This window comes from Variovorax nitratireducens, assembly GCF_051216545.1.
GTDB lineage: Bacteria > Pseudomonadota > Gammaproteobacteria > Burkholderiales > Burkholderiaceae_C > Variovorax.
Genome location: NZ_JBPJZO010000010.1, coordinates 59,219 through 76,038, shown reverse-complemented (window position 1 = coordinate 76,038; position 16,820 = coordinate 59,219). Strand labels below are relative to the sequence as shown.

Annotated in this window: 13 protein-coding genes; 1 reads left to right on the top strand and 12 read right to left on the bottom strand. The window is 66.4% G+C overall.

Going from position 1 to position 16,820, the window contains the following annotated elements:
- Window positions 1-7: 7 nt before the first annotated feature.
- The 5 genes from ACSFA8_RS20915 to ACSFA8_RS20895 form a co-directional block, all read right to left on the bottom strand.
- Window positions 8-1,732, bottom strand: coding sequence for a GMC family oxidoreductase (locus ACSFA8_RS20915; RefSeq protein WP_435481400.1), 1,725 nt, complete (start codon window positions 1,730-1,732; stop codon window positions 8-10).
- Between the two features lie 108 nt (window positions 1,733-1,840).
- Entirely contained in the window at window positions 1,841-2,299 is a 459-nt protein-coding gene (locus tag ACSFA8_RS20910) for a RidA family protein (RefSeq protein ID WP_435481399.1), read from the bottom strand.
- An 18-nt stretch (window positions 2,300-2,317) separates the two neighbouring features.
- Window positions 2,318-3,313, bottom strand: coding sequence for a transglutaminase family protein (locus ACSFA8_RS20905; protein WP_435481398.1), 996 nt, complete (start codon window positions 3,311-3,313; stop codon window positions 2,318-2,320).
- A gap of 29 nt (window positions 3,314-3,342) precedes the next feature.
- Window positions 3,343-6,051 carry a circularly permuted type 2 ATP-grasp protein gene (locus ACSFA8_RS20900; protein ID WP_435481397.1) on the bottom strand — a complete coding sequence of 903 codons (2,709 nt, stop codon included), beginning with the start codon at window positions 6,049-6,051 and terminating at the stop codon, window positions 3,343-3,345.
- Window positions 6,052-6,191: 140 nt separating this feature from the next.
- Complete coding sequence (locus ACSFA8_RS20895; protein ID WP_435481396.1) at window positions 6,192-9,722, bottom strand: transglutaminase family protein; 3,531 nt, start codon at window positions 9,720-9,722, stop codon at window positions 6,192-6,194.
- Window positions 9,723-9,901: 179 nt separating this feature from the next.
- On the opposite strand from ACSFA8_RS20895, the gene ACSFA8_RS20890 reads away from it, so the two are divergent.
- Window positions 9,902-12,088, top strand: coding sequence for a DNA internalization-related competence protein ComEC/Rec2 (locus ACSFA8_RS20890; RefSeq protein WP_435481504.1), 2,187 nt, complete (start codon window positions 9,902-9,904; stop codon window positions 12,086-12,088).
- A gap of 3 nt (window positions 12,089-12,091) precedes the next feature.
- On the opposite strand, the gene ACSFA8_RS20885 is transcribed toward ACSFA8_RS20890, so the two are convergent.
- From ACSFA8_RS20885 to ACSFA8_RS20855, 7 genes are all read right to left on the bottom strand, one after another.
- The gene (locus ACSFA8_RS20885) at window positions 12,092-12,301 is read right to left on the bottom strand and encodes a hypothetical protein (protein WP_435481395.1); all 210 of its coding nucleotides are present in this window, start codon (window positions 12,299-12,301) and stop codon (window positions 12,092-12,094) included.
- Window positions 12,279-12,701, bottom strand: coding sequence for a hypothetical protein (locus ACSFA8_RS20880; protein WP_435481394.1), 423 nt, complete (start codon window positions 12,699-12,701; stop codon window positions 12,279-12,281). The genes ACSFA8_RS20885 and ACSFA8_RS20880 overlap by 23 nt, the downstream gene beginning before the upstream one ends.
- The gene (locus ACSFA8_RS20875) at window positions 12,698-12,943 is read right to left on the bottom strand and encodes a hypothetical protein (RefSeq protein ID WP_435481393.1); all 246 of its coding nucleotides are present in this window, start codon (window positions 12,941-12,943) and stop codon (window positions 12,698-12,700) included. Before ACSFA8_RS20875 ends, ACSFA8_RS20880 begins: the two co-directional genes overlap by 4 nt.
- Window positions 12,940-13,935: a DNA cytosine methyltransferase gene (locus tag ACSFA8_RS20870; RefSeq protein WP_435481392.1), complete on the bottom strand. Its 996-nt coding sequence runs from the start codon at window positions 13,933-13,935 to the stop codon at window positions 12,940-12,942. Before ACSFA8_RS20870 ends, ACSFA8_RS20875 begins: the two co-directional genes overlap by 4 nt.
- Window positions 13,932-15,320 (bottom strand): hypothetical protein, encoded by a 1,389-nt coding sequence (locus tag ACSFA8_RS20865; protein ID WP_435481391.1) that lies wholly within the window; start codon window positions 15,318-15,320, stop codon window positions 13,932-13,934. The genes ACSFA8_RS20870 and ACSFA8_RS20865 overlap by 4 nt, the downstream gene beginning before the upstream one ends.
- Window positions 15,317-15,682, bottom strand: a complete 366-nt coding sequence (locus ACSFA8_RS20860; protein ID WP_435481390.1) for a hypothetical protein — start codon at window positions 15,680-15,682, stop codon at window positions 15,317-15,319. Before ACSFA8_RS20860 ends, ACSFA8_RS20865 begins: the two co-directional genes overlap by 4 nt.
- A gap of 540 nt (window positions 15,683-16,222) precedes the next feature.
- Window positions 16,223-16,819, bottom strand: coding sequence for a phiTE_015 family protein (locus ACSFA8_RS20855; protein WP_435481389.1), 597 nt, complete (start codon window positions 16,817-16,819; stop codon window positions 16,223-16,225).
- Between the last annotated feature and the right edge of the window lies 1 nt (window position 16,820).

Sequence of the window (16,820 nt, the reverse complement as noted above, 5' to 3'; positions counted from 1 at the left end):
GCCGCGGCTAGCTGCCCGATCGGGCGACTTCGGGGATTCGATCCGGCACGGCGCCAACTGCTGCTGCCGGAACAACCGGTGGCACGCGGTTCGTCGCAGGCGCTTGCTGTGAAGCGCCTGCGCCGGCGGCCGCGCGGATCCAGTCTGCTGCGCGCTCCGCGATCATGATCGTCGGCGCGTTGGTGTTGCCACCGATCAGCGTGGGCATCACCGAGGCGTCCACCACGCGCAGACCCTCGATGCCATGCACGCGCAATTGCGGATCGACTACGGCCATCGCGTCGGTGCCCATCCTGCAGGTGCCGACCGGGTGGTAGATCGTGTCGGCACGCGAGCGGATGTGCCGGATCAGGTCTTCGTCGCTTTCCACACCCTCGGTGTAGAGCTCGCGCCGCCGGTATCTGGCCAGGGCCGGTGCGCGCATGATCTCGCGCGCACGGCGAACGCCCTTCAGCAGCAATGCCACGTCGTCGGGGTGCGACAGAAAGCGCGGATCGATGCGTGGCGCCGAAGCGGCGTTCGAGTCGTTGAGGCCAACCTCGCCGCGACCCTTGGGCCGCAACACGCACACGTGGCACGAGAAGCCGTAGCCCGGATGCACCTTGCGCGCGTGGTCGTCGACGATCGAGATCACGAAGTGCAACTGCAGATCGGGCCGTGCGAGGCCGGGGGACGACTTGATGAAGCCGCCGCCCTCGGCGAACGGCGTCGCGATCATGCCGCGGCCGGTCTTGCGCCACTCGGCAATGGCCTTGACCAGATTCACCGTGCCGACCAGGCCAATGCCGAACAGGTCTGTTTCCCGGGATTTGTACGAGAGGACGAAGTCGGTGTGATCCTGCAGGTTCTGTCCCACGCCGGGCAGCACATGCTGCACCGCGATGCCGTGGCGCACCAGCTCGCCGGGGTCGCCGATGCCGGACAGCATCAGCAGTTGCGGCGAATTGAAAGCGCCGCCGCACAAGGCCACTTCGCGCCGTGCGCCGATGCGTTCGACCACGCCCGCACGCATCACCTCGACACCGACGGCGCGGCGGCCTTCGAGCAGCACGCGCTGTGCCTGCGTGCCGGTCATGACATGCAGGTTGGGTCGCTGGTTCATCACGGGGTGCAGGTAGGCCGCGGCGGCGGAGCAGCGCTCGCCGTTCTTCGGCCCGCCGTGGAACTGCGTGACCTGGTAGAGGCCGATGCCTTCCTGTTCGGGCCCGTTGAAATCATCGTTGCGCGACAGGCCGCATTCGATGCCGGCCTGGATGAAGGCCTCGGTGATCGGCCGCGGCGATTGCTGCTCGGCCACTTGCAGCGGGCCACTGCCGCCGTGCAGCGCGCTTTCGCCACGCTGGTTGGCTTCGGCACGCCTGAAGCCGGGCAGCACGTCGTCGAACGACCAGCCCTCGCAGCCGAGACGGCCCCAGTCGTCGTAGTCGGTGCGATGGCCGCGCACATAGAGCATCGCGTTGATCGCGCTGGAGCCGCCAAGGCAGCGGCCGCGCGGCTGGTAACCGCGCCGGCCGTTCAGGCCGGGCTGCGGCACCGTCTGGAATGCGAAGTTGTTGATCTTCGGGCGGCCCGGCAGCATGAGCACCACGGCGGCCGGCGCCCGAACCAGACTGCCACGGCCATCGCCGCCGGCCTCGATCAGGCAGACTTCGACGGAGGGGTCTTCACTGAGGCGCGACGCCAGAGTGGCGCCGCCCGAACCACCGCCCACGATGACGTAGTCGAAGTCCATTTCCTTGTCTCCTCACCGGCGTAACCGGTGGGACGACTGTAGGAACAGCAGCGCCGCACGGCGCAGAGTGTTTTCCCGCGCACGCGAAGGCGCGAAAGCCCGGCCGCCTCAGGCGATTTCTGCGATCAGCTCGATCTCGACGCAGGCGCCCATCGGAATCTGTGCCACGCCGAACGCGCTGCGCGCGTGCGCGCCTTTTTCGCTGCCGAACACCTCGGCCATGAGTTCGCTCGCACCATTGGTCACGAGGTGTTGCTCGGTGAAGGTGCCGACCGAGTTCACCAGGCTCATGAGCTTGACGATGCGCTTGACCTTGTTGAGATCGCCGACAGCCGCATGCAGCGTACCGAGCAGGTCGATCGCGACCGCGCGCGCAGCCGCCTTGCCGTCTTCGGTCGTCAGCGCGGCGCCGAGCTGGCCGACCCATGGCTTGCCATCTTTTTTTGCGATATGGCCGGAGAGGAACACCAGCTTGCCGGTCTGCACGAACGGCACGTAGGCGGCGGCGGGAACGGAAACGGGCGGCAGGGTGATGCCGAGTTGGGACAGCTTGTCGTAGACGCTCATGGGAAAGATGCTCCGGAATCAGGAAGAAGTCGGGAATTGTGACTGCGACTGTGACTGTGACTGCGACTTCGATTGGGATGGCGACGGGCCTTGCGCCGCGATCCGGGCGGCTTCCTCGCGCAGTTCTTCCAGCGGCCGCACCGTCACGCCGACCTTGAGCGTGTGGCGTGCGCCTCCGTGCAGTACGCCGCGCATCGGCGACACGTCGGAGTAGTCGCGGCCGATCGCCAGCGCCACGTAGTCCTCGCCGGGCTGGCGACCATTGGTCGGGTCGAAGTCGGCCCAGTCGCCGGGCCCGTCGAGCCCGGGCAGGTAGACCGACACCCAGGCATGCGAGGCATCGGCGCCGACCAGGCGCGGCCGGCCCGGTGGCGGCTGCGTCAACAGGTAGCCGCTCACGTAGCGTGCGGGCAAGCCCATGGTGCGGAAGCAGGCGATCATGATGTGGGCGAAGTCCTGGCACACGCCGCGCCGCTGCGCCAGCGCGTCGACGGCAGGCGTGTTGACCTCGGTGCTGTCGGCGTCGTACTGGAATTCGCGGTAGATGCGCAGGCACAAGTCCATCGCCACGTCGAACAGGGGCTCGCCGGTTGCGAAGCTGGGGCGCGCATAGGCCGCGAAGTCGTCGTGCCGCGGCACGTAGGGCGAGGGATAGACGAACTCCGAGGCGGCGTCGTAGCGCGAGCCCTTGCGGTAGCGGAAGCGTTCTCGCACCTGCTCCCACGGCAGTGCGCGTTCCGCATTCGGCCCAAGCCGGGGCTGGGAGGTCTCGACCACGCTCTCGGCCGTGACCACGAGCTCGTCGTGCGTCGTGTCGAGCGCAAAGAAGGCACGCGCATTGCCGTAGACATCGGGCGACTCGCTGCGCTGCACCGGCTCGGGCGTGATGACCAGCTGGTGGCTCACCAGCCGCTGCGATGCGGTCACCAGCGGTTTCAGGTGCGCAAGGTGCTGTGCCGTCTCGACCGGCGGCACGTAGTCGTAGCGGGTTTCATGGGTGACGTGGAGAAGCATGAGGAGACTTTACTCGCCCCCCGCAACAGTCAGGCGCCCACCGACCGCAGCGATTCCGACGTCAGGGTGAAGTAGCGCGTGCCGATGGCATCGGACACGTGGTAGGCGGCGGTCTCGCAGCTTTCGAACAGGTGCACGAGTGCCGGGTAGTCGGCCTTGGCGCCGGCATCGCAGAGTTTCTCGAGCGTCCAGCTGGCCGGATCCGGCAGTTCGTACGAGAGCGCGGTGAGCTTGCCCGGTGCGCTGCCGGCCAGCCGCGCGATGCGGCCGCGCAGCGTCTGCGTGACCCAGGCCAGCGAACGCGGGTTGTCGCCGTCGAGCACCAGCAGGTCGACCATGGTCGCGACATCGCGGCGTTGCTGGTAGCGCGCATGAAAGGTGATGGTGCTGTCGAACAGCGCGATCATGGCCTCGAAGCCGCTGACTTCATGCACCGCACCGTCTTCGAAACCGGCGGCCAGCGCGCTCGACAGAAAAGCCAGCCGCTCGATGTGCCGGCCGATCGACAGCAGGCGCCAGGCATCGTCCCGCGTCATGCGGTCGGTCTGGGCGCCGGTCATGGCCGCCAGTGCGGCGCTGGCGGCTTCGAGCGAGCGCAGTGCGGCGCCGGTGGCATAGCTGCCTTCGCTGACCTCACCGGCCTGCTCGGCGGCGCGCCGCAGGAACTCGGCTTCGGCGCGCACGATCTGGCTCCAGTGGTCTTGCGACAGGCGTTCGCGCACCGCGGCAGCGGTCTCGCGGATACAGCGCAGGCTGAAGCCCACGCTGCCGCCCTTGTCGGCGTCGCCCAGCTCGGCGATCAGTGCGCGCTCGAAAACACGGCGCGACTTCGGCGCACTCGGAACCTCTTGCGGCACCAGGGCATTGCGCAGCGCCAACCGGTGCAGCCAGGCCAGCAGCGGACGGGAAGACTGGTCTTCGCCGCTCAGCAGATCGAGCGTGAGGCGCGAAAGCCGCACGGCGTTTTCGGCGCGCTCGGTGTAGCGGCCCAGCCAGAACATGTTTTCGGCCGCGCGGCTGGTCACCGGTGCGCGGTGCCTTGCCAGCGAAGCCGGCGTCGCGTGGGGCTGCAGCAGCGTGGTGCGGTCGACCTCGCCGCGCGTCTGCACCCACACGTCGGCACTGCTGCCGCCGCGCTGCATCGAGGCGATCTGCGCGTTGGTGCCGGTCAGCCGCGCCAGCCCGCCTGGCAACACCCGCCACGACTGCGCGCCGTCGCTCACCGCGAACACGCGCAGCATCATGGCGCGCGGCGCGATATGGCCGGCGCCGAAGTCCTGGGCCCAAGTCGGCATCTGCGACAGCGGCAGGTAGCTCTGTACCGTGTGGGCATCGCCCTGGCGCACGATGCGCCCGGCCCATTCGTCGAGCTCGCGCCGCCCCAGCTGGCTGCCGAGCACCGCTTCGAAGCTGGTGTGCGAAGCGGAGCCGGGGTAGGTGGGCTTGATGGCGCAGTCGCCCAGCTGCGGCAGCACGGCTTCCAGGGCGGCGCGCTCGCCGCACCACCAGGTCGGCAGTGCCGGCAGGCGCAGCTTTTCGCCGATCAGTCGGCGCGCCAGCGCGGGCAGGAAGCCGAGCAGCGCCGGCGATTCGAGAAAGGCCGAGCCCGGCATGTTCGCCACCAGCAGGTTGCCGGCGCGGATGGCCTGCAGCAGGCCCGGCACGCCGAGCGTGGAGTCGGGGCGCAGCTCGAGCGGGTCGAGGTACTGGTCGTCGAGCCGCTTGATGAGGCCGTGCACCGGGCGCAGGCCCTGCAGCGTCTTGAGGTAGAGCCGCTGGTCGCGCACCGTGAGGTCGTTGCCCTCGACCAGCGTGATGCCGAGGTACCGCGCCAGGTAGGCGTGCTCGAAATAGGTTTCGTTGTACGGGCCGGGCGTCAGCAGGGCGATGTGCGGCGGCGCCCCGGCCGGGCACATCGCCTGCAGCCCGTCCATCATCGCGTTGTAGGTGGCGGCCAGGCGCTGCACACGCAGCGCCTCGAACGCTTGCGGAAACTGGCGCGAGATGGCGAGCCGGTTCTCCAGCAGGTAGCCCAGGCCCGATGGTGCCTGGGTGCGCTGCGATACCACCCACCAGTTGCCGTCGGGACCGCGTGCGAGGTCGAAGGCCGTGATGTGCAGCCAGGTGTCGCCGGGAGGCTTCACGCCATGCAGGGCGCGCAGGTAGCCCGGATGGCCGCGCACCAGCGCGGCCGGCAGCAAGCCTTCGGCCAGCAGCTGCTGCGGGCCGTAGACGTCGGCCATCACGCGGTCGAGCACGCGCACGCGTTGCAGCACGCCGGCCTCGATCTGGGCCCAGCTCTCGGGCGAGACGATCAGCGGAAACAGATCGATCGACCAGGGCCGCTGCGGACCGTCGCCATCGGCATAAACGTTGTAGGTGACGCCGTTGTCGCGGATCTGGCGCGCCAGGCTGACAGCGCGGCGAGGCAGATCGTCGAAGCCGCCGGAGCCGATCTCCTCGAAGAAATGCGTCCAGGGCGGCGCCAGTGGCGATTTGGCGGCGGGCTCCGTCGGGTCGACCGGGGCTGCTGCGGGCGGTCGCGGTTCGCCGGCTGTGTCGTACAACGGGGCGCCGGGCGGCGCGGGCGCGCCGGGGCGGGGTGCCGCGAGCGGCGTTGCCACGCCGCGCAACTCGTCGAAATGGCCCGCCTGGGCGGGCGGCGCAAGCGCGGACGCCAAAGCCGCAGGGGCTTCGAGCGAGCTATTGCCGAAAAGGGATTCGTTCAAGGGTTCCACAGCCCGCCGATTGTCACATCGTCGTCACGGTGCCGTGGCTGGCGCGATGCGATAAATGGCGGGTATGGCAATCTTTTTGCCCTCGGTGTGACTGAGTCGCCACGCAGCGAGGCGAAGTGAAGAGCCGTTGGGCTCACACTTCAGCGACGCAGATCCAGCGTGAACGGAAACTCGCGGCTGCCCGGCAGTTCGATCGTCGCGGGCGGTGTCTTGAGCAGGCCGGGCGTGTGACCCATGCGCGCAAAGCGCGAATGGCGACGGCTTTCGGCCTCGTAGGCGTTGACCGGGAAGGTGTCGTAGTTGCGACCACCCGGATGCGCCACGAAGTACTGGCAGCCACCGAGCGAACGCTTCATCCAGGTATCGACGATGTCGAAGGTCAGCGGCGCGTGGGCACCGATGCTCGGATGCAGCGCCGAGGGCGGGTTCCAGGCCTTGTAGCGCACGCCGGCCACGAACTCGCCCACCACGCCCGTGGGCTGCAGCGGCAGTACCTTGCCGTTGACGGTGACCACGTAGCGGCTCTCGTTGAGGCCGGTCACGCGCACCTCGATGCGCTCCAGCGACGAGTCCACGTAGCGCACCGTGCCGCCGGCCGCGCCTTCCTCGCCCATCACGTGCCACGGCTCGAGCGCGTTGCGCAGCGAGAGTTCGACCCCCATCGCCTGCACCTGGCCGAGCAGCGGGAAGCGGAACTCGAAATGCGGCGCGAACCAGTCCGGGTCGAACGCGAAGCCAGCTTGCCGCATTTCGCTGATGACGTCGTCGAAGTCCATCTTCACGAACGTCGGCAGCAGGAAGCGGTCGTGCAGCTCGGTGCCCCAGCGCGTGACGGGTGCCTTGTAGGGCTCGTCCCAGAAGCGGGCCACCAGCGCGCGGATCAGCAGTTGCTGCGCAATGCTCATGCGCGCATGGGGCGGCATCTCGAATGCGCGCAGTTCCAGCAGGCCGAGACGGCCGGTGCTGGAATCGGGCGAGAAGAGCTTGTCGATGCAGAACTCGCTGCGGTGCGTGTTGCCCGAGACGTCGATCAGGATGTTGCGCAGTGTGCGGTCGACCAGCCAGGCCGGCATGTTCTGACCATAGATTTCGCGGTTGCGCGCGATTTCCTTGAGCGCAATTTCCAGTTCGTAGACCTGGTCGTTGCGTGCTTCGTCCACGCGCGGTGCCTGGCTGGTCGGGCCAATGAACATGCCCGAGAACAGGTACGACAGCGAGGGATGGTTGTGCCAGTAGAGCAGCAGGCTGGCCAGCAGTTCGGGCCGGCGCAGGAACGGGCTGTCGACCGGCGTGGCGCCGCCCATCACGAAGTGGTTGCCGCCGCCAGTGCCGGTGTGGCGGCCATCGGTCATGAACTTCTCGGCCGACAGGCGCGTCTCGAACGCAGCGTTGTAGAGGAACTCGGTGTGGTCGACCAATTCCTTCCAGTTGTTGGCCGGATGGATGTTGACTTCGATCACGCCCGGATCGGGCGTCACGGCCAGCATCTTCAGACGTGGGTCGCGCGGCGGCGGGTAGCCTTCCATCACGATCTTCACGCCGAGCTGCGCGGCGGTGGCTTCCACCGCAGCGACCAGGTCGAGGTAGTCCTCGAGGCGCTTGAGCGGTGGCATGAACACATAGAGCACACCCGAGGCACTGCCGAGCTTTTCGGCGGCCGGGCCGTTGGCCCGGCGCGGGTCGCGCACCTCGACGCAGAGCGCGGTGCGGGTAACCCAATGCGCCGACTCGCCGCGCAGCGGCTGGCGCGTGGCGGGGTGCTTGTTGGTGTCGACCGCGGCGGGGCCGCCCGCGCCCTGCATGCGCAACTGGCTGGCCAGCACCGGCGGCGTGCCGAAGGCGTAGGGCACTTCGCCGAGGTCGCCGGTCGCGCCGTTGGCGCCACCCGTGCCATCGCCGAATCCGCTGGCGGCCGGTGCCGTCGCCATGCCGGTGTAGCGGGCCCGATAGACGGCTGCGCTCGGCAGCACGTCGCGCGGCGCGCTCGGGTCGCGGTCGATGAGGTAGGGGTAGTCGCTCTTGTTGGCCCAGGGCTGCGAATCGAGCGGCAGGCGATAGCCCATCGGCGAATCGCCCGGAATAAGGAACAGGCGGTCGTCGCGCAGGAACCAGGGGCCGGTTTTCCAGCCTGGGCCTTCGAGGGCGGGCGCATCGCCCTCGGCGCTGGCCGGCTCGATCGGCAGCATGTAGCCGATCACCGCATCGAGCTTCTGCGTGAAAACGCGGCGCAAGCGCACGCGTTCGAGCTCGTCATCGAGATTGGATTCGAACGGGTCGACGTTGACCGGCAGGCGGCGTTCGCGCCAGAGGTAGTAGTAGATGTCTTCGTAGCCGGGCTGGATGTAGCGCTCGGTCAGGCCGAGCTTGTGGGCCAGCACGGTGGTGAAGCGGCGTGCGTCTTCGCTCGTGTAGTGCGTGGGATGGCGCTCGTCGGCGAACAGTTCGGGGTCGTGCCACAGCCTTTGCCCGTCGGCGCGCCAGAAGATCGAGAGCGCCCAACGCGGCAATTGCTCACCGGGATACCACTTGCCCTGACCGAAATGCAGGAAGCCGCCATCGCCGTATTCGGCGCGCAGCTTCTGCACGAGTTCGGTGGCGTAGCCGCGCTTCGTGGGGCCGAGCGCATCGGTGTTCCATTCGGCCGCATCGCGGTCGCTGGTGGCCACATAGGTCGGCTCGCCGCCCATCGTGAGGCGCACGTCGCCGGCCTTGAGGCGCTTGTCGACCGCTTCGCCGAGGGCCAGCACTTCGGCCCACTGCTCTTCGGTGTAGGGCTTGGTGACGCGCGGCGATTCGTAGATGCGCGACACCTTCATTTCGTGGGCGAACTCGACCTCGGCGTCGTCCACCACGCCTTCAATCGGCGCGGCGCTCGAGGGTGTCGGCGTGCAGGCGAGCGGGATGTGGCCTTCGCCGGCCAGCAGGCCCGAGGTGGCGTCGAGGCCGACCCATCCGGCGCCCGGCAGGAACACTTCGCACCAGGCATGGAGGTCGGTGAAGTCGACCGTGGTGCCGCTCGGGCCGTCGAGGGCCTTCACGTCGGGTGTGAGCTGGATCAGGTAGCCCGAGACGAAGCGCGCCGCCAGGCCGCAATGGCGCAGCAACTGCACCAGCAACCAGCCCGAGTCGCGGCAGGAGCCGCTACCGTTGGTGAGCGTCTCTTCCGGCGTCTGCACGCCCGGCTCCATGCGGATCAGGTAGTTGACGTCCTTTTGCACCTGCTGGTTGATGCCCACCAGAAAGTCGATGGTGCGCTGCGCCTTGCGATCCACCTTGTCGATGTAGGCCTGCAACAGCGGGGTCGGCGTCTCGGTGACGAGGTAGGGCGCCAATTCATCGGCCTGCGATTCGGTGTACTCGAAGGGGAAGTTCTCGGCCTGAGGTTCGAGGAAAAAGTCGAAGGGGTTGTAGACCGCCATCTCGACCACGAGGTCGACCGTAACCTTGAATTCGGTGGCTTTTTCAGGGAATACCAGCCGCGCCTGGTAGTTGGCGAACGGATCCTGCATCCAGTTGACGAAATGGCCCGCGGGCTCGACCTGCAGCGAATACGAGATGACGTTGCTGCGGCAATGCGGCGCAGGGCGCAGGCGGACGACTTGCGGGCCCAGCTGCACGGGGCGGTCGTACTTGTAGTGGGTAACGTGATGGAGCGCGGCGTGAATGGACATGTTTTGGAGGTGTCGTGAAAGGGCGCGGTGACACACGCATACTAGCCCACCAGCAAAGCAATTAACGCGCCACGCAGCGCGTCAACAGGGAGGATGGGCATCGTGCGAGGGAGACTCCGATCGTGAGCGCCGGCAATGACACCAGCATTGCCGCGCGCCGGGCCTGGGCCTTCGTGGCGATGGCCGGCTCGGTGCTTGGCGCCGGCTTGCAACTGCAGCAGCCGGCGCTCTGGCCGGTCGCTGTGTATGCCTGCGCAGGGGCTGTGTCGCTATCGGGCCTGTGGCTGCTTGGGCAGCACCGCCAGCGAGTCGGCCGCGCGAACTGGCCCTTGGCGCTGATGCTGGGCGCGCTGATGGGCTTCGCGCTGGCGGGTGCGCGTGCCGCGGTCTATGCGGAGGGTGCGCTCGACCCGGCGCTGGAAGGGCGCGACTTGCAGGTGCTCGGCGTGGTCGCCCAGATGCCGCAACGCGGTGAAGGTGCGCTGCGCTTCCGGCTCGAGGTCGAGTCGGCCCGCTGGGCCGGGCAGGCGCAGGGTGCCGAACCCCGCGAACTGCGGCGCTGGCCAGCCACGATTTCACTGGGCTGGTACGCGGAAAACACCGGGCTCTGGGGTCGCCCGGCGCCGTCCGCGACGCAACTCGACAAGCCGCCTGAAACGCCGCGCCCGCCGGCCGCCCTGCACGCCGGAGAGCGCTGGCGCATGACCGTGCGGCTCAAGGCGCCGCATGGCAATTTCAATCCACACGGCTTCGACCAGGAGCTGTGGATGTGGGAGCAGGGTGTGCAGGCCACCGGCTATGTGCGCACTGGTGCGCGCGATGTGGCGCCCGAGCGCATGGGCGGCACCTGGCAACACCCGGTCGAGCGGGCCCGCGAAGCGGTGCGGGACGCGGTGTTCGCGCGCGTCGCCGACCGTCGCCTTGCGGGCGTGATCGCCGCGCTGGTGACGGGCGACCAGAGCGCGATCGATCGGGCCGATTGGGACATCTTCCGGGCCACTGGCGTGGCGCATCTGATGAGCATCTCGGGGCTCCACATCACCATGTTCGCCTGGCTTGCGGCGGCGTTCGTGGGCGTGCTCTGGCGACGCAGTGCACGTTGCATGTTGTGGTGGCCGGCACCGCATGCGGCGCTGGTGGGCGGGGTGCTGCTGGCCACGCTCTACGCGGTCTTCAGCGGCTGGGGCGTGCCGTCGCAGCGCACCGTGTGCATGCTGGCCACGGTCGCCCTGCTTCGGTTGACGGGGCGGCGCTGGCCCCTGCCCAACCTCTGGCTGGCCGCCTGCGCGGTGGTGGTGGCACTCGACCCCTGGGCGCTGATGCAGGCCGGCTTCTGGCTCAGCTTCGTCGCGGTCGGCGTGCTGTTTGCGACGGATTCAGGCGCGTCCCGCGAGGGCAGGACAGGTGCCACAGCCCGATTGCTTCATATGTTTCGGGAGCAATGGGTGGTCACGCTGGCACTGGCGCCGCTGGGTCTTTTGCTGTTCCAGCAGGTCTCGCTGGTCGGGCTCGCGGCCAACGCAGTTGCGATTCCGTGGGTGACGCTGGTAGTGACGCCGCTGGCCATGCTCGGCGTGCTGGTGCCGTCGCTGTGGCATGCGGCGGCCTGGGCCGTGCAGGCGCTGGCGCTGCTGCTGCAATGGCTTGCGGGCTGGCCTTTCGCCACCGTATCGAGCGGTGCGCCGCCAGGCTGGCTGGCCCTGTGCGGTGTCGCCGGTGGGGTGTTGCTGGCGATGCGTCTGCCGCCTTCGGTGCGCGCGCTTGGGTTGCCGCTGTTGTTGCCGGTGCTGCTGTGGCAGCCCGCGCGGCCGCCTGCCGGCGAGTTCGGGTTGCTGGCAGCCGATATCGGGCAGGGCAACGCGGTGCTGGTGCGCACCGCGGGCCACAGCCTGCTCTACGACAGCGGCCCGCAGTACAGCCTTGAAAGCGACGCCGGCCACCGCGTCCTCGTTCCGTTGCTGCGGGCGCTCGACGAGCGGCTCGATACGCTGGTGCTGAGCCACCGCGACGCCGACCACACCGGCGGCGCCCCAGCGGTGCTGGCCATGCAGCCGCAGGCCCGGTTGCGCAGCTCGATCGAGCCCTCCCATCCGTTGCAGGCGCTGCGGCCTTCGCAGCGCTGCGAGGCCGGCCAGCAGTGGGAATGGGATGGCGTGCATTTCGAGTTCCTGCATCCCGTGGCGGCCGACTACGAAAAGGCCGGAAAACCGAATGCGGTCTCGTGCGTGCTTCGCATTTCCAACGGCCATGCGGTCGCGCTCCTGGCCGGCGACATCGAACGCGACCAGGAAAGTGCGCTGCTCCGGCGCGAGACCTCGCTCGCCGCGCACCTGTTGCTCGTGCCACACCACGGCAGCAGTCTCTAGTATTCATGCGGCTTGCAGCCTGATGTGCGGGATTCGTGCGGGTTTTCTGGAAATGAATGCGCGGACTTCGCTGCGCAGCCAGAGCCGATTCCGCGGGGTGCTGGTCGGCGCTTCCTCGGGAAAGCCGGGGATCTTGACCAACACATCCCGTGCGTGCCGCATCGAGCAATGGTGCATCGCGGCAATGTCTTCAATGGTGAGCAAGTCGTTCACGTTGAACCTCCTTGAGCCATGCGCCGTAGTGCGGCAGCATGTCGATTTCGTTGATATGGCCGTGCTTGTTGACCGTCATCACGCCGAAGTGGATCTCGAAAGCCAAGAAATCGATCGCCAATTTCCCGTACCGCTGCAGCTTCGCGTCGCTCATCAGGTTGTGAACTTCGACCTCAAAGAAGATCACTTCTCGCAACTCAGGTTCCAGCGCAACCGCATCTGGCTCCAACTCAAGATCCGAGATGAAAGCGGCAAACTCCTCCGCGTCGCCATCGGAGTCTTCCGTAGGCGGGATGGAAAGTGCGATTTGCTTGCGCCACCCCTTCCGCAAGAGGTGCGGGTAGGTGGCGATCAGCGCATCCAGGACGTGCGCCTGCTTCGTTGTCGTCGTCTTGCTCATGGCAGTGCATCCCCCTCCAGCGGTGCGCTGTCAGGGTCGGCAGGGATGTTTTCCACGATGGGCTTGCTGCAATAGCAGCAGTACTTGAAGCCGTTTGCTTTGGGGCCATCGTCGTTGAACGTGAAGCCGTTCTTGCAATCAGTCCACCAGTTGCTCTCCCAGTCGTAAGTCCACACGCAAACCTCGCGCTCTGTCGGAAGGCTGCGGAAGTCGGCGCACTGGGCGTCGGTGAGAGGGGTCATGGGGTTGCCTCCATGTATGCGGCGATCACAGCTTTGGCCGCTTCCGCGTTGATCGCGTTACCGTAGGCGCGCAGGCGTCCCACGCGGGCGGTAGCCCCATGAGCCAGCGGGAATGTGCCGGGTTCAACTGGCCGCCACTTGTCGTCTCGGCATGCAATCCAGTCGCAGTCGGCCCAGAAACCAGAAGTACCTGCTGACCGAGGCTCAAGCCGAACCCATTCCCGTTGCCCGTCCGTTCCTTGCATTCCTGCCGGCGCTGCAACATCCGCCCCAAATCCTTCGCCTCGAAGCCCGATGCACTCGGAGTCGCCCAAGATGCAAGATCCACCGTCTGCCGACTGCTGTCCGTATTGCCGGCTGCGTTGTTCCCATTTTGCGCCGGCGTGCCAGCCATTGGTGTCGGCCAGCTTGCCAGCCATGCCACGCGACCCAATAGGGCGTTGAGCGGCACGTTGTCGCACTGCTGCCCGTCCTTCCAGTCTCGCGTTGTTGGAGTGGGCCACGAACCAGAGCCTCTGTCGGATGTGCGGGGCACCGACGCCCGCAGCGCAAAGATCGGTCGCCCCGCTGGCGTAGCCCGATGCCTCCAAGTCAGATTGAACAAGGTCGAGCCAGCCAAGTCCGTCAAGGCTTGCAACCTGTTCGCCCAAGATGACGCCAGGCGCGCACTCTTTGATGAGGTGGTGCCAAGCCGGCCAGAGGTGCCGCTCGTCATCAAACCCAGCTCCTTTGCCTGCCGCGGAGAAAGGTTGGCACGGACAGGAGCCAGTCCAAACAGGTCGGTCGTCGCTCCATCCGGCAGACCGAAGGGCGTAGCTCCAGACGCCAATCCCGGCGAAGAAGTGACACTGCGCGAAACCTCGGAGGTCGCTGGGGAAAACATCTTCGATACTCCGTTCGTCAACGATGCCCGGTGCGATATGGCCGGCGTCAATCAGGTTCCGCAGCCACTGGGCCGCGTATGGGTCGATTTCGTTGTAGTAGGCAGTCACAGCCTGCCCCCATTGCGCAGAGCCGCCCGAGCCGCTGCGATTGCATCCGTTGCGGAGTCGAAGCGGCAGCGCGCCAGATACTCGTCGTCTCGGCCGCTCGGCATTGGCTCCCATTCCCATAGACCATTCCGGTTCAGGCAGTCGCCATTCAAGCGAACCGCCCACAATGCCGGCCCGTCGATCTGCCGTGCGCGCTGGATCAGTATTTCATCGGCGAACCGCTTTTCGCTGACCAACAGGGAGTAGCCAGAAATCACCGCATCGCTCACATCCCCGGCAGGCGCACCGCCCAGAGCCGCAGCAGCCTCGCGCAGCATGGGCGCATCGGTCAGGTCTACGCGCCAGCCTCTGGCATGCAGGTGCTCTACCAGTTGCGGGTCGGTCAGGGCTGCGGGGGTCGGCTCATGTGCCTGCATGGGGGCGGTGGCGGGAGTGGCACGGACGATGAGCACTTCGAAGCAGTCCTTGCACTCGTCGGCATCCAGTGGGAAAAGCTCCCAATCGCCTTCGCCGTCGATGTTCGCGTGGTACTTCATGCGATGCAGCACCTCCGCTCCTATGCCCCCGGCCTCTTGCTCCGGGAGGCGCCAGTGGCTGCAAAGCAAAAGTGCGTCGGTGCCACCGCGAAACTGGTTGCGTCGGACAAACTTTTCTCCATTCCACCACCCATTCGATTGCCAAGCCACCCACGAATGGCCGTCAAGTTTGCAAAGGCATCGCATCTCGTAGGTGGCGCCATCGCGCGGAGGTTCGCCGGGCGTCCACTCCCGGGGTGCCTCTACTGGCTGCGGGGCGGCGAGCATTGTCTCCAGCAAGGTGACAGCCGCCTCATGTGCAGCGCGGTAGTCTTTAACCTGCCCGGAGCGATGAACGTCGATCACAGTTCTCGCGCATTTCATCCATCCCTGCACTGGCGCTGCGCTGGCCTCTGACGGCTGCGGGGTGGTGAGTCGGCGGAAGTTCTCGGCCTTCTGTTCGGCGGTCAGAGCGTACACATCCGCATAGGCAACGCGATGCCATCCCTGCGCAGCCAGAATGAACGTGGACAGCTTCACGCCCTTGCGGAACGTGGCGTGTCCGACAACCACGTCATGCGGCAGGACGGCCTCTGGAGCGCCTTGCTGGGGAGTCGGAGCACTGAGCGAATCGGCCAAGTCTGCAAGGTGGTTCGTTGCCTCGCCTTCTTCGTCCGAATAGCTGCCCGTGGCCCGTAGCGTCTCGATGACATTTCGCAGAGTGCTCAGGCCGACGAGGGAGCGGACGGGGCGCGGGATGCCACAGTATCGGCAGATCATTTCCTTTGTCACGGGATGCTGCCGCCATTCGTGGTCGTGCGGTGCCGCCTCCAGCGCGCCGGCCAGCGGTTGCAGATCAGGATTTGTCATGGGGTGCTCCGGTGGCTTTGGCGATGGAACAAGCCAGCGAGGACGCGCTCAACTGCTTTATGCAGCTTTTCTTCCAGCTCTATTGCTGTCTGTTGGTTCATCCGATCAACGGAGGCTGGCAACTCAACGCTCACCGACACAACTTGCGGCGGGTTCAGGATGCTGATTGAATAGAGCGCGCCTGGCGTTTTGCATTTGGCTTGATCGGCTCTTACCTTGTCTTCCAGCTTCTTGTCACGCTGCTTTTGAAGAACAGTGCGATGGTTCGCTCTACGTTGCTGGTTCAGCAAGTCTTGGCGAGCCATGTTTTCTTTTTCGAGCGCTGCTGAACGTTCTTTTGCTGAACGTGGTCTGACGCTCATTCCCGCCCCCGAATCAATCCGGCCGCGACCAGCCAGAAGACAACGGCGATGCCCATCCACTGCAAGGCTTCGTACATGTAGGTTGCTGAGGTTTTCATTTCGCGTCCTTCAGAGTGGTAGACATGGCTGAGCAGTACTCGCATCCGACGCCAGTGCCATAGTTAAAGCAGGGCGGCTCGCACTTCCTTTTGGCAGGTGCGGATGCGCTCGCGGCGGTTGGGGTGGAGAGATAGACGGGTCGCCAGTTCGCCTTGTGAGCGTCCATCCAACTTGTCTTGGACGCGCTCTTTGCTGCCATTGGGAATAGGTTGCCCCATTCGTCGATCCAACCGCATTGCGCTGGCTGCGCTTGTTCGGTGGCCTTGTGTTCAGCCTGCGATCCACAAGCTGCGTTGTGGCTCGTATTCGGCGTTTCGTGAGCCGCAGCGGGCGCGTACTGGTAGATCGTTCGTTCAAGATCGGTCGTGCCCCAGCCATGATCTCCGCCTCGCATCAGTACCTCTGTCTTGCAAGGCGCTTTGCAAGTTGGGCATGGCGTGCTCACGACTGTTCCCCAACACCCGGCGCTCGGGGTGGAGAGGCTGCGACTGCTCGCTCGTAACTTTCGTCAGTCACGTAAGAAAGCGTCCCATAACCATCCAAGCTGTAGCCGATCAGTTGCGCCACTTGCATGCGCTCATCGGCTGTGAAGTCGCCCGTCGCAATTTCGTTCAATCCATAGCCGTGCTTTCGGCTGTGCTCAAGAATCGCCCACACGATGCGGTTTTCTTTGAAGCGAAGTACTCCGTCCGAATCAACGACAAGCGGCTGCATCGGATCGCTCGCCTGCTCTGCACGGGGCTCGCTCGCCGGAGTGGATGCGAGGGCTTCGCGAATGGCAGCTTTCATTGCCGTCATTCCTTCGCCGAACGGCAGCTTATTCACCCAGTCATCGCTCGCCTGCTCTGCGCGGCTGGGCTCTGGAGCGCGGGCAGCAAGGGCGGCTTGCCATGCTTCCCAAAGGTCATCGACATCATCGTAGACATAGGGGCCGTTCGCAGAACGCGCGAGGTGCCCGCGATGGCCGTTGTCGCGCGCCCATGCCTCGAAGCGGTCGCGCTCGCTCAGCCCTGGGCCTTGCGTATTGGGTGCGGTCATT

Coding starts and splice junctions, on each gene's coding strand:
- ACSFA8_RS20915 (WP_435481400.1), bottom strand. CDS start 1,732: ATGGACTTCGACTACGTCATCGTGGGCGGTGGTTCGGGCGGCGCCACT.
- ACSFA8_RS20910 (WP_435481399.1), bottom strand. CDS start 2,299: ATGAGCGTCTACGACAAGCTGTCCCAACTCGGCATCACCCTGCCGCCC.
- ACSFA8_RS20905 (WP_435481398.1), bottom strand. CDS start 3,313: ATGCTTCTCCACGTCACCCATGAAACCCGCTACGACTACGTGCCGCCG.
- ACSFA8_RS20895 (WP_435481396.1), bottom strand. CDS start 9,722: ATGTCCATTCACGCCGCGCTCCATCACGTTACCCACTACAAGTACGAC.
- ACSFA8_RS20890 (WP_435481504.1), top strand. CDS start 9,902: ATGGCCGGCTCGGTGCTTGGCGCCGGCTTGCAACTGCAGCAGCCGGCG.
- ACSFA8_RS20880 (WP_435481394.1), bottom strand. CDS start 12,701: ATGAGCAAGACGACGACAACGAAGCAGGCGCACGTCCTGGATGCGCTG.
- ACSFA8_RS20875 (WP_435481393.1), bottom strand. CDS start 12,943: ATGACCCCTCTCACCGACGCCCAGTGCGCCGACTTCCGCAGCCTTCCG.
- ACSFA8_RS20865 (WP_435481391.1), bottom strand. CDS start 15,320: ATGACAAATCCTGATCTGCAACCGCTGGCCGGCGCGCTGGAGGCGGCA.
- ACSFA8_RS20860 (WP_435481390.1), bottom strand. CDS start 15,682: ATGAGCGTCAGACCACGTTCAGCAAAAGAACGTTCAGCAGCGCTCGAA.
- ACSFA8_RS20855 (WP_435481389.1), bottom strand. CDS start 16,819: ATGACCGCACCCAATACGCAAGGCCCAGGGCTGAGCGAGCGCGACCGC.